Raw genomic sequence first — 12,000 nt, forward strand, 5'->3', positions numbered from 1 at the left:
GGAAGACTCAGTTGTAAGAGAAAAACAGGCTGATAGCCAACAAGCTGCCTAACAAAGCAACAATTAAACTTATCACTGCCCCCCATTGTGTCCTGTAACCTTCCGGAAACTCTGATTCCCCAAGCGTTTTTAATACTCGTTGAAACTGCCTGGCTGCATAGACTGTTGTAAAACTGCCAAGCATGATAAATGCGATGCCAATAAGAAATGTGAGGGTGGTATTAAGATGCTCCTCACCGTTCGATAATACCTCAATCAACAAGCCGGAACGTTCGATTAAAAATCCGAACATAATAAAGGTCAGTCCGGTGCGGTTCCATGCCAGTAAGGTACGTTCGGCGGCAAATAAAACGCGTGGATCCTGAAGGTAGGACATAGACTAAACTGCCCTGGCTTTACGTTTTCTCAGGTAGCTTTTGAGCTTGGCGCTTAGCTTGTGGAAGAAACGATGTTTGTTGCCAGCGGCTTCACTCGTCAGGAAATTAATTTGAATGGAACGACGAGTACCTTCAAAACTTGGATAGCCATGCCAGCAGTTATCAGTGACTTTAAACGCGACTAATGAGCCGGGACCAGGAATGATTTCATCAACAAAATCTTCCATATCATTGGCATTATTCAAAATCCGTAACCGGCCCGTGGTTGCATCCCATGTCTCATTCAGATAAATGAGAATGGTCACCAGCTTGGTTTTTGAATCGGTATGAATACGCCCGTCTTTCTGTCTTGAGTAGCCACGAAGTGTCATCATCATCGGCAGACTCATTACCTGAACATCAAATTTCTCACAAATAAGTTGCCTGAAGTCAGGGCTGTCGATGGAATCCAGGAATGCCTTGAAATCCGGTTTAACCGATACATCATCTACATTAAAGCTACCGCCATCATCAATGTTTGGAAAATCCTCAAGAATCCCCTTCAGCGCTTCCGGGCGGATCGATCGTTCCACCTTAAAGAATGGGAAGGGAGCCGTGTTGACAGGAGCGGCCCTTAAGGCCTGCAGATCCAGTACTGAGTTCATATGGTGTTCTCGATAATGCATAGTAAGGAACGTATAAGCACAATATGATAATACAAAATGACTTGCCAATCTGATTGCAAGCCAGAATATCCCTAAGAAAAATATATGCCAAGGGGATAAGATAAGTTTTGCTGCAACCCCATAGTTGTTGCTATGGTCACTACTAAAATAATTAATAGATCCAAGCTATGCAGGAGAGAAAAATGACCAAGTGGAATGAAGGCATTGTAGTGGAAAACAAACAATGGACAACCACTTTGCATTCACTGAGAGTCGATGCCGAAATTGAAGCATTTGAGGCTGGACAGTTCACTCGCCTGGCACTGGATATCGATGGCGAAGAGATCAGTCGGCCATTTTCACTGGTGAATGCGCCAGGCGAGCGGCCGCTGGATTTTTACTTTATCGAAGTGCCGGGTGGAGTGTTGTCCGCAAAACTGGCCAATCTTAAAGCGGGGGATACCATTAAGATAGCTCCCAAGGCTTCGGGGTTATTAACCTTGAAGCAGTTACCGCCGGCAAAAAAATTATTTTTACTGGCAACCGGTACCGGCATTGGTCCTTTTTTATCCATTATTAAAACGTCTGAAATCTGGCAGCAATTTGAACGGGTAACGCTGGTTCATGCCGTGCGTTACATGGAAGAGCTGACCTATCAGCAAACCGTTCGTAATATCGCCGAAAACTATACCCATCAGTTCAGCTATATTCCTATGGTCAGTCGCGAGCCATGCGATTATGCGATTCCCGGTCGTATACCGGAAGCCATTATGAACAATAAGCTGGAACTTCGTGCTGGCGGACGGATGGATACTGACAGTCACGTGATGCTGTGTGGGAATCCGGATATGGTGCAGGACACAATGAATGTATTAACAAAACGTGGATTGAAGAAACATAGTCGTCGGGATCCCGGGCATATCAGTATCGAAAAATACTGGTAGACAGTATCGCTACTTGTTACAGTCAGAACGGGGCAAAATGACAGAGTATTTGAACCATACATTCAGTGAATGAGTCACAAATGGCATAGCAATTGCTCATCATCAATGATGAGATGAATTCTCTGGAAATACCATCAAAGCGCATTGCAAATTGCACTAAAAAGTCACATTGTGACCTGACTAAAGTTTTAAAACGGATCACCAAACAATTTTGTTGCTCGGTCCAAAACAGGGGAGGGCTCATGTCAGATGTCTGGCAAGACACCATCACCACAGCTGAAACCATACGCCGTGAATTCCATGCTCATCCGGAAATGGGCTGGCAGGAACATCGTACTGCACAACGTATTCGCGAGATTCTCAGTTCACTGAATATTGCCTGGCGCAGCTGCGCCGGTACCGGAACGGTAGGTATTCTTAATCCCACGGGCACGGCAGCGCCTCATATTGCCCTGCGTGGTGATATGGATGCCTTACCCATTCATGAAGCGACGTTAAAAGCCTGGAGTTCAATGAATGAAGGCTGTATGCATGCTTGTGGTCATGACGGGCATACCGCAACCTTGTTAGCGGCAGCCAAATGGCTCGAGTATCACGAAGCAGAATTAAAAGGTCCTGTCAGTCTGATTTTCCAGCCAGCCGAAGAAGGTGGTCATGGCGCAAGAGAAATGATTAAGGACGGTGCGCTTGATGGCGTTGATGAAATATATGGCTGGCATAACTGGCCTGCTATACCATTCGGCCAAATGTTATGCCCCGATACTTTGGTTATGTGTGGTAATGGCACGTTTAAAATCACCCTGCATGGACAAGGAGGTCATGCCAGTCAGCCGGAGTTATGTCGTGATCCGGTGTTAGCGGCCAGTGCTATCACCCTTAATCTGCAACAGATCATCAGTCGACGTCTGGCACCCCAGCAAGCTGCGGTGATCAGTGTCACTTCCATTGAAGCCCCCAGTGCACCAACGGTTATCCCGCAACATGCTGTGATGGGGGGCAGTATTCGGGTTCCGGACAGAAAGACTCGCGATGAGATCAATCAATTGATTACCGAAATCAGTCAGCAAACGGCTATGAGCTATGGCGTGGTCGCTGAAGTTGAAATAATGCCACGTTATGACGCCACCATTAATCATCCGCTTCAATCTACGCAAATGCGTCGGTTATGGCAGGAAATAAATGGGGCAGATTCGCTGGATTTTGTCACAACTTTACCCATCATGGCTTCAGAGGATTTCAGTTATTACCTGCAACATATTCCCGGTGCATTTGCATTGATTGGCAGTGATGACGGTCCTGATCATCAGGCGCCATGCCATAGCCCCCATTATGACTTTAACGATCGCCTGATTCCGGCGGTCACACGATTGTTTTCGCGCCTGGTTGGAGTGGGCGCACCTGTTCCGGAGGAACTGCCATAAATCGTCCGTAAGACGTTTCAAGAGGAAATTTAAATGAGTATATTTGAAGAAAGAGAGTCTGAGATCCGCGCCTATTGTCGAGTTTATCCAGTGGTGTTCGATACCGCGATCAATGCGAGGCAGACTGATGAAAACGGCAAGGAGTACATCGATTTTTTTGCCGGCGCCGGTGTATTGAATTTTGGTCATAACAATCAACGCATGACCAAAGCGGTGGTGGATTACATTCAATCCAACGGTGTAACACATAGTCTTGATATGCATACCACTGCCAAACGGCAGTTTATGCAGCACTTCACCGATACCATTCTGAAACCTCGCAATATGCCTCATAAAATGCAGTTTATGGGGCCAACGGGTACCAATGCCGTAGAGGCTGCGATGAAACTGGCCAGAAGGGTCACCGGACGTCAGGATGTTGTCGCCTTCAGCCACGGTTTTCATGGCATGACTTTAGGTGCCTTGAGTGCCACTGCTAACCAATATTTCCGTAATGCGGCCGGTGTGCCACTGAACCATGTCAAACACTTTGCCTTTGGTTGTGACAAAGCATGTCCGGGTTGTGATTTGGGCTGTGGTATGAAGAGTATTAAACAGTTACAGGCTATCTATGCTGATAGCTCCAGTGGTATTGCTCCACCAGCAGCATTTCTGCTGGAAACCATACAGGCTGAAGGCGGGGTTAAAGTCGCCTCTAAGGAATGGTTGCAGGCACTGGAAACATTGGCAAAAGAAGTGGGCGCTTTACTTATTGTCGATGATATTCAGGTGGGTGTCGGTCGTACCGGTTCGTTTTTCAGCTTCGACGATCTGGGAATAGATCCGGACATTATTTGCCTGGCCAAAGGCATTGGCGGTATGGGAACGCCAATGGCGATGAATCTGGTTAAACCAGAACTCGACAAGCATTGGTCACCCGGCGAACACACCGGTACTTTCCGTGGCCAGGATATTTCTTTTGTGGCCGGTGATCAGGCGTTGACCTATTTTGATGATGATGTGTTAATGAAAGAAGTCAGAGAAAACGGCCACTTAATGGCTGAAGCCATAGCCCCACTGGCTGCAAGGTATTCAGATGTGAATATCACCGGTAAAGGCATGATTCTGGGACTGGATGTTGGAAATGGTGATCGAGCCAAAGCCATTGTCAATCAGTGTTTTGATGCCGGATTAATGATTGCCAGCTGTGGCACGGGTGGGCGAGTGGTTAAACTGATACCACCATTAACCATACCTGAGGCGGATTTACAGACGGGTCTGGATATCCTGGTGAAAGTGACCGAAAAAGTCATGCAAATGGAGGAAGCGGCATGAGACAGCGTGATGATATGACTTTCCCTTTTGAAGAATACGAACGACGACTGCGTGAATTACGCGAACGTATTGCCGAAAGGCATATGGATGCCGTGGTGATTTCCGATCCGGAAAACATTATGTATCTGACGGATTATCAGACCACCGGTTATTCCTTCTTTCAGGCGCTGGTGGTACCGCTGGAAGATGAACCGTTCATGATTACCCGTAAACTGGAAGAGTCCAATGTAATTCATCGGACCTGGGTGGAAATTACCCGGCCCTATCCGGATACCGGTGATGCGATTCAGATGCTGGTTGATGCGTTGCGTGAATTTGGTCTGGATAAAAAACGCATTGGTTATGAGCGTAATAGCTACTTCTTTCCGGCCTATCATCAGGATTGCATTCATACCACGCTTACGGATGGCAAATTGCTGGATTGTTTTGGCATTGTCGAAGAAGGTCGGGTCTGCAAATCACCGATGGAAATTGCGTTAATGCAAAATGCGGCCAGAGCCACTGAAGCTGGCATGCAAGCCGGTATTGACGCCGTGCAGGCCGGTGTCACTGAAAATGAAATTGGTGCCGCAATCAGTGCTGCCATGTTCAAAGCGGGTGGTGAACCGCCAGCCGTTATGCCGTATGTGACTTCGGGGCCGCGAACCATGATTGGTCATGCCACCTGGGAAGGTCGGATTGTACAACCCGGTGAACATGTATTTCTGGAAGTAGGTGGCTGCTATCGTCGTTATCACACCGCGATGATGCGTACCATTGTTCTAGGAGCACTGAGTCCATCAATGTACAAGGCTCAGGAAATCATGAAAATGGCTTTGGATGCAGTACATAAAAACTTCCAACCCGGAATGACAGTGTCAGATGCTGACAATATGATCCGCAATATTATTACCAAAAATGATATCGGTGCGAGGCTGGTCACCCGTTCGGGATACTCAATTGGCATAGCTTTCCCCCCCAGCTGGGATGAAGGCTATATCGTCAGTCTCAAACAAGGCGAATCGGCGGTACTTAAACCCGGCATGACGTTTCATATCATTCCATGGATGTGGGGTGTTGATGGCGATAAAACCTGTGGAATTTCTGACACCATCCACATTACTGAAGATGGTTGTGAGTCGTTTTTTACCATGGATCGCGATTTTGTGGTGAAAGCCGATCAGGGTAAACAAAAGCTTATTTCGGTGGATCAAAGTTCTAAAAGCGAAGCAAAAGCCGATAAGCAAATCGAGCAAGCCCGGAAATCGGCTAGCTAAGTAAAAAAAGTTAAAGAGGTTCACATGCTAACAGCAACCAATCCGTTCACTGGAGAGAAAATCGACAGTTTTCCCTGCCTGACTAAAAATGAAATGTATGCACGTATTGGTGAAGCCAATGCGGCTTTTGCCGAATGGAGTGACAGAAGTTTTAATGAACGTGGCGAAGTATTGCATGCCGTTGCCAAACAATTACGCGCCGAAAAACATGATCTGGCACAACTGATGGCATTGGAAATGGGTAAGCCGATTAAAGAAGGGATACCGGAAGTTGAAAAGGCCGCGCTTTGTGCAGAGTTTTATGCCGAAAATGCTGAAAGGTTTCTCGCTCGGGATACCATCGCTTCAGATGCATCACTTAGCTACGTCTGCTATCAGCCATTAGGAACTTTACTGGGCATTCTGCCCTGGAATGCACCGTTATGGCTGGCATTTCGCTATCTGGCACCAGCTTTAATGGCAGGCAATACTTGCGTCATGAAGCATGATCCAAATGTCCCGCAAACCGCCCAGGCCATCGCCAATGCTTTTATTAAAGCTGGTGCACCGGAAAATATTATGGTGAATCTGCCATTAGAAACCCCCGAGGTTGAATTAGCCATTCGTGACCCACGCATCATGGCTATTTCGTTTACCGGTTCGGGTGGGGCAGGTCGGAAAGTAGCCGAAATAGCCGGCAGTGAAATCAAACCCTGTGTACTCGAACTGGGTGGATCGGATCCCAGTATTATTCTTGCAGATGCAGATCTGGAAACAGCTGCCGATGTGGTCTGTCTTTCACGGGTGATTAATGCCGGTCAATCGTGTATTGCTGCCAAACGTATTATTGTCGAAGCTGAAATCTATAATCATTTTATAGACTTACTTTCAACACGACTGAGCAAATTGCAATTGGGTGACCCATTGCAGCCCAATACTGATATCGGGCCGATTGCCCGTAAAGATCTGCAATTGAATCTGCATCGGCAGGTTGAAGATACGGTAGCCGCAGGCGCTAAATGTCTACTGGGAGGCGAACTGCCAGATGCTGAAGGGTTTTTCTATCCGGTCACTTTATTGACTGACGTTACACCAACCATGTGTGCATTTCGTGAAGAAACCTTCGGTCCGATTATGGCGGTAATAAAAGCCGAAAATCACGAACATGCGTTAGAACTGGCGAATGACACCGAATATGGTCTGGGAGCCAGTGTCTGGACCAGAAATAGCGAATTAGCCAGCCATTTGGCGATGCAATTGCAAGCTGGACAGGTCGCGATTAACGGCATAGTCAAAACCGATCCACGCTTACCTAGCGGTGGCATCAAAGGTTCAGGTTATGGCCGGGAATTGGGACCGCATGGAATTCATGAATTTGTGAATGCCAAACAGGTGTGGATTAAATAATTTGCTAACGGGGGTGACACCAATGTGTTCACCCCCATTAAGTTCAACGTTGCTGAATTTGTGAAGCCAGTTGCTCTGCCAGCTTATCCAGATTGCTACCTAATGCACGAACCAGAGCTGGATAACCATCGGTAGCCAAGGTGGTTTCTATATTGAATGGTGAAATAGCCAGCAGGTGTCCCTGGTTGTCTTGAAGCTGCCATTGTCCACTGCTGACGGCCTTGCCGTTAAAATGGCCCTGAAACTGTTCAATCTCCAGCTGTAAAGTTAACGCATCCTGTTTCAATCCACGGCTATCTGAGACCACTAATGTATTTTGAAGCTGTGAACTCAAACGGTTACGCAGACCACGACGTATTTGTTGAGCCAGATTTTCTGCCCAAAGATTTTCTCTTGCCTGATGCAGGGTAATATCGTCCAGTTGTAGCACAATACGATCACTATCCAGAAATTCGGCCAGACGGATAGATCCAATGACTAATACCTGCTCAGCACTGGTTGAAACCTGTGTCATAGCTTGAGCAGTTTCAGGCAGATTATAACGCTCAGTATTGACAGGTTTGGTAGTGCAAGCCACCAGACTCATTAGAAGCAGAGCGCTAAATAACGTTTTAAAAAATGTTAATAACATGGGACATCCTGATTATTCAGTCGGGGCTCTAGGTAACGGATCGCTGCTGTTACGACGATCAAAAATCAGTGCATTGGGTTGTTCGCCCAAGGTTTTGGCAACGGGCTGAATATCCCGCAACAGTTTTTCCAGTCGTTGCAGGGTACCGGTCATCTCCTGATAAGCCGAAGAATCAGGTGACAAGCCTTGCAGCGTGGTACGAATTTCAGCCAATGTCTGATTGATATTGGCTGGAATTTCCTGGGTTTCTGACGCATTGACCAATGTCTGAATGCTGGCTGTCAGATCACGGATTTCTTTCAGCATCGTTTCAGAGCTTTCCAGGTTACGATCCATGCCGGTTAAAATCGGCTCGACTTCCAGCTGATTCAGTTTATCCAGCAAATTAGAGACCTTCAGTTCAATTTGTGCCAAACCTGTTGAAGTCGTTGGCAACACCTGATGACCTTCAAACGTTCTGGCTACAAACTCAACTTTATCATCACGCTGAAAATTAAGATCGACAAATAACGAACCGGTCAGCAGATTACCGGATTTAAGTGTGGCTCTTAAGCCTGCATTGAGCATGCGATCAAATCGAGCTTGCCATTCCTTGATATCAACTTTTTCATTACCGCCCAGTCGTTGGGGTTCCAGACGAATTAACACCGGAATGGCAAAGCCACTCTGCGCATTACGTTCAGGGGAAGTGAACTTCCACGGTACACTGGAAACGGTGCCGATGCGGATCCCGCGAAACTCTACAGGAGCGCCCTTGGAAAGCCCGCGGACGGTATCTTCAATTAACAGCACATATTCAAGGTATTGGGTATAGGCTTCCTGACGCGCACTTTCTTCATCACCATACAAGGTAAATGTAGTGTCCGCTTCAGCGGGAGCGCCAATCGGTAAGTTTTCGAGCACGCCAAAAGTGACGCCACCTCCTAATAACGCTTCCATAGAGGCGATATTGACCTTGAAGCCTTCTGAGTCCAGTTTTAAATCGACCCCACTTGCTGACCAGAAGCGGGTACTTTCGGTGACCAAAACATCATAAGGGCTTTCAATAAATAGCTGGTGGCGCATTTCCCGGCGTTCACTGTCAAATTCTGCGCTTTCGACACGGCCTACATTAAAGCCCTGATAGGTTACTGGATCACCTACCCGCAAAGAATTACCGAGTTGGCTGATGAGTTTGATGCGCAAGCCCTGAACACCCAGTGTGGATATGGGAGGTTGTTCCAAAACCTCAAATTGGCGTTCTTCGATAGTGCTTTCTCCGGGCTGTAATTGGATATAAGCACCAGAAAGTACTGTATTCAGTCCACTGATACCTTCACGTCCGATACGTGGTTTGACCACCCAGAAACGTGAATCATCGACCAGCATTGGTTCAGCTTCCGGATTGATACGGGCAATGATTTGGGTGTGGGTTAAATCATCAGATAGACGAACCTTTTCAACCTGGCCAATATCGACATTACGCGTTTTGATCATGGTTTTACCGGCTTCGATGCCCTCTGCATTGGCCATGGTCAAAGTGATTCTGGGGCCAATGCGCGTGTAATTGTCATATATCAGCCACAATCCAATCATTAAGGCCACAATGGGGATAATCCAGATAGGTGAAAACCGGGATTGTTTGCCGGATCTGGCTTTGTGCAGGTCAGTTGGTTTTTCGTCGGTGGTGACGGGTGCATCACTCATTGATGGTTTCCTTGGACGGCTGTTTTCTCGCTGTTTGGGGCGAGTCCCATATCAACCGTGGATCAAATGTCATTGCGGCCAGCATGGTTAAAATCACAACGGCACCAAACGCTAATGCAGCCGGACCGGGGGTAATCGACATGAGATTACCGGCTCTGATTAATGCCACCAGTATAGCGACTACAAATAAATCTACCATGGACCAACGGCCAATAAATTCAGTTATCCGATATAGTTTGGTTCTTGTGTTCGCCATCAGTTCGCTACTTTTTTGCACCACAATAGACAGCCAGATTAATGCCAGTATTTTGCCCACCGGTACGACAATACTGGCGAAAAAAATCACGGCGGCGATGGGCCACGATCCTTTTTGCGATAACTCAATCACGCCACCAATGATGGTAGAAGGGTTACTCTGTCCTAATAATGTTGTCGTCATGATTGGATAGACGTTAGCCGGAATATACATCACGATGGCGGCGGCCAAAAGCGCCCAGGTTCGTTGCAGGCTGTGTGGTAAGCGTAAATGCAAAGCTTCACCACATCGACGACAATGTCCATGACCTGAGTCATCGAGTTCGTTAATCAAACCGCAGGTTGAACAACCTGCCAAGCCTTGAGATGCTGCGGTTTCTCCGGTGCGAATAGCTTTAGGAGCCTGTGGCTCTCCGGCCAGTGAGAACCACATCCAATCTGCATCAATCGATCGGGTCGTCATTAATAACAGGATAGCAAACGCACAAAATGCCCAGAATGATACGCCTAAGATAATCTGTGCCATACCGGCAATTTTAATCAGGCTGACCAGCGCCGCGATAATAAACACATCGGCCATCATCCATGGGTTCAGATGAGTAAGTGAACGGGCAATGCCACGGCTGAATGGAAAGGGTGCTGCACGCAGTAAACCCAGTTGCAACCAAATCACTCCGCATAAATAAACGGCAGGTAATACGATAATGGTTAAGGCCACAATGATCGCCACCAGCGGCTGATGAAAACCAATCATGCTGGTCGCTGTTTGGGTGAGTTCAATATTATTGCCAATACCTCTGGCTTCAAAGCTGACAAACGGAAAGGAGATCGCCAGAATCAAAGCGATTAATGCACTTAACGCTAAGGCCATGCTGCGCTGAGCAGGACGAAAGTGTCGACGAACCAGAATATGCCCGCAGCGTGGACAGGTCGCATGTTCGCCCGGGCGTAATGTTGGCAAAACCACTACCCAGTCACATTCATGGCAAGCGCGCATTCTTCTTAACGAAGTTCGGCTTTCCGGTGATGCCGGGGCAATATCGGCAGACAGATTATTGGCAGTTGCAGTGTGCTTCAATTCAGTTTTCCGTGATGTCGGCCAACAAATGAAAGGTAAAAAATGGCATTATACGCATTGGTAATAGATATGTCGGTCATCAGCAGACAGAGGTTACATACCGTTCTTTTGATATGACATTGAATTAAAAACGCTGTTCATTTATTGCCATAGGGTGCTGTGATGCCCCTGAATCCTGAAAAGGATGTTGGTTAAAGAATACTGCCATCCACTCATTAATCTAGGAGAGAAAGAAGTGCGAGATATTCTGTTTTTCGATTCCATGTTAACACCGAAAATCATTACGCTGGTTTACTGGTTGTTATTAGTTGCCGCGCTGGTTTCCGGTCTTGGCATGATGTTCGCTGGAGGCTTTGGCAGTTTTTTAATGGGGATCTTTACCATGTTGGCAGGTGCCGTAGGCGCTCGCATCTGGTGTGAACTGCTTATCGTATTATTCAAAATCAATGAAAATATGAAAAAAGTGGCAGATCAGTAAATCGTCCACAAAAAAGGGCTCTTCACAGAGCCCTTTGCATTTTTGTTAGCAAGGCGGCATGACATCAGACTTTCTTCACAAATTGCGATTTAAGTTTCATCGCACCAATGCCATCAATTTTGCAGTCAATATCGTGGTCGCCATCCACAAGGCGGATGTTTTTGACTTTGGTACCAACTTTCACCACCAATGACGAACCTTTCACTTTCAGATCTTTGATGACCGTTACGGTGTCACCATCCTGTAACACATTGCCATTGGCATCGATAATCTCATTTGAGGCTTCGCCCTTGTCCATCACCTGATCGGCTGACCATTCATAAGAGCATTCCGGGCAAATCAGAATATTGCCATCCTGATAGGTATATTCAGAATCACACTTCGGACAATTGGGTAAACCACTCATTTCAAACCTCATTTAATAAGCCAGCGCGTCGGCGGCATCGCGCGATATAGTACGCGAACGGCCATTTTTTTGCTCATGATCAAAAAATTAAGATGCATCGCTGGTCAATGTTAGGGTCGAAAAA

General features: G+C 46.9%; 12 protein-coding genes. 6 read left to right on the forward strand and 6 right to left on the reverse strand.

The window, feature by feature from the left end; translation table 11 throughout:
* Positions 1–7 precede the first annotated feature (7 nt).
* Entirely contained in the window at positions 8–376 is a 369-nt protein-coding gene (locus B2W60_RS01820; protein ID WP_292361559.1) for a YidH family protein, read from the reverse strand.
* Positions 377–379: 3 nt separating this feature from the next.
* Positions 380–1,021, reverse strand: coding sequence for a 2OG-Fe(II) oxygenase (locus B2W60_RS01825; protein WP_292361560.1), 642 nt, complete (start codon positions 1,019–1,021; stop codon positions 380–382).
* Between the two features lie 203 nt (positions 1,022–1,224).
* Here B2W60_RS01825 and B2W60_RS01830 point away from each other — a divergent pair, with 203 nt between their 5' ends.
* From B2W60_RS01830 to B2W60_RS01850, 5 genes are all read left to right on the forward strand, one after another.
* The gene (locus B2W60_RS01830) at positions 1,225–1,965 is read left to right on the forward strand and encodes a ferredoxin--NADP reductase (RefSeq protein ID WP_292361561.1); all 741 of its coding nucleotides are present in this window, start codon (positions 1,225–1,227) and stop codon (positions 1,963–1,965) included.
* 242 nt (positions 1,966–2,207) lie between these two features.
* Positions 2,208–3,386 (forward strand): N(2)-acetyl-L-2,4-diaminobutanoate deacetylase DoeB2, encoded by a 1,179-nt coding sequence (gene doeB2, locus B2W60_RS01835; protein ID WP_292361562.1) that lies wholly within the window; start codon positions 2,208–2,210, stop codon positions 3,384–3,386.
* 33 nt (positions 3,387–3,419) lie between these two features.
* Complete coding sequence (locus B2W60_RS01840) at positions 3,420–4,700, forward strand: aspartate aminotransferase family protein (RefSeq protein WP_292361563.1); 1,281 nt, start codon at positions 3,420–3,422, stop codon at positions 4,698–4,700.
* The gene (doeA, locus tag B2W60_RS01845) at positions 4,697–5,956 is read left to right on the forward strand and encodes an ectoine hydrolase (protein ID WP_292361564.1); all 1,260 of its coding nucleotides are present in this window, start codon (positions 4,697–4,699) and stop codon (positions 5,954–5,956) included. The genes B2W60_RS01840 and doeA overlap by 4 nt, the downstream gene beginning before the upstream one ends.
* Before the next feature lie 24 nt (positions 5,957–5,980).
* Positions 5,981–7,342 carry an NAD-dependent succinate-semialdehyde dehydrogenase gene (locus B2W60_RS01850; protein WP_292361565.1) on the forward strand — a complete coding sequence of 454 codons (1,362 nt, stop codon included), beginning with the start codon at positions 5,981–5,983 and terminating at the stop codon, positions 7,340–7,342.
* Positions 7,343–7,385: 43 nt separating this feature from the next.
* On the opposite strand, the gene B2W60_RS01855 is transcribed toward B2W60_RS01850, so the two are convergent.
* The 3 genes from B2W60_RS01855 to B2W60_RS01865 are packed head-to-tail and all read right to left on the reverse strand — an operon-like array spanning position 7,386 to position 10,992.
* Positions 7,386–7,973, reverse strand: a complete 588-nt coding sequence (locus B2W60_RS01855; protein WP_292361566.1) for a PqiC family protein — start codon at positions 7,971–7,973, stop codon at positions 7,386–7,388.
* A gap of 12 nt (positions 7,974–7,985) precedes the next feature.
* A complete protein-coding gene (pqiB, locus tag B2W60_RS01860; RefSeq protein WP_292361567.1) occupies positions 7,986–9,659 on the reverse strand; it encodes an intermembrane transport protein PqiB in 1,674 nt (557 codons plus the stop codon).
* Positions 9,652–10,992, reverse strand: a complete 1,341-nt coding sequence (locus B2W60_RS01865) for a paraquat-inducible protein A (RefSeq protein WP_292361568.1) — start codon at positions 10,990–10,992, stop codon at positions 9,652–9,654. Before B2W60_RS01865 ends, pqiB begins: the two co-directional genes overlap by 8 nt.
* A gap of 235 nt (positions 10,993–11,227) precedes the next feature.
* Between B2W60_RS01865 and B2W60_RS01870 the strand changes: the two genes are divergently transcribed.
* The gene (locus B2W60_RS01870) at positions 11,228–11,470 is read left to right on the forward strand and encodes a DUF4282 domain-containing protein (protein ID WP_292361569.1); all 243 of its coding nucleotides are present in this window, start codon (positions 11,228–11,230) and stop codon (positions 11,468–11,470) included.
* Between the two features lie 64 nt (positions 11,471–11,534).
* Here the strand turns inward: B2W60_RS01870 and B2W60_RS01875 are convergent, their stop codons facing one another.
* Positions 11,535–11,876 carry a zinc ribbon domain-containing protein YjdM gene (locus B2W60_RS01875; protein WP_292361570.1) on the reverse strand — a complete coding sequence of 114 codons (342 nt, stop codon included), beginning with the start codon at positions 11,874–11,876 and terminating at the stop codon, positions 11,535–11,537.
* Positions 11,877–12,000 lie beyond the last annotated feature (124 nt).

The sequence above is a fragment of the Methylophaga sp. UBA2496 genome, assembly GCF_002341635.1.
In the GTDB taxonomy this organism is placed as follows: domain Bacteria; phylum Pseudomonadota; class Gammaproteobacteria; order Nitrosococcales; family Methylophagaceae; genus Methylophaga.

Excerpts from the sequence above, each read along its gene's own strand:
- B2W60_RS01825 (WP_292361560.1), bottom strand. The coding sequence starts at position 1,021 with ATGAACTCAGTACTGGATCTGCAGGCCTTAAGGGCCGCTCCTGTCAAC.
- pqiB (WP_292361567.1), bottom strand. The coding sequence starts at position 9,659 with ATGAGTGATGCACCCGTCACCACCGACGAAAAACCAACTGACCTGCAC.
- B2W60_RS01875 (WP_292361570.1), bottom strand. The coding sequence starts at position 11,876 with ATGAGTGGTTTACCCAATTGTCCGAAGTGTGATTCTGAATATACCTAT.
- doeB2 (WP_292361562.1), top strand. The coding sequence starts at position 2,208 with ATGTCAGATGTCTGGCAAGACACCATCACCACAGCTGAAACCATACGC.
- B2W60_RS01855 (WP_292361566.1), bottom strand. The coding sequence starts at position 7,973 with ATGTTATTAACATTTTTTAAAACGTTATTTAGCGCTCTGCTTCTAATG.
- B2W60_RS01850 (WP_292361565.1), top strand. The coding sequence starts at position 5,981 with ATGCTAACAGCAACCAATCCGTTCACTGGAGAGAAAATCGACAGTTTT.
- doeA (WP_292361564.1), top strand. The coding sequence starts at position 4,697 with ATGAGACAGCGTGATGATATGACTTTCCCTTTTGAAGAATACGAACGA.
- B2W60_RS01820 (WP_292361559.1), bottom strand. The coding sequence starts at position 376 with ATGTCCTACCTTCAGGATCCACGCGTTTTATTTGCCGCCGAACGTACC.
- B2W60_RS01830 (WP_292361561.1), top strand. The coding sequence starts at position 1,225 with ATGACCAAGTGGAATGAAGGCATTGTAGTGGAAAACAAACAATGGACA.
- B2W60_RS01840 (WP_292361563.1), top strand. The coding sequence starts at position 3,420 with ATGAGTATATTTGAAGAAAGAGAGTCTGAGATCCGCGCCTATTGTCGA.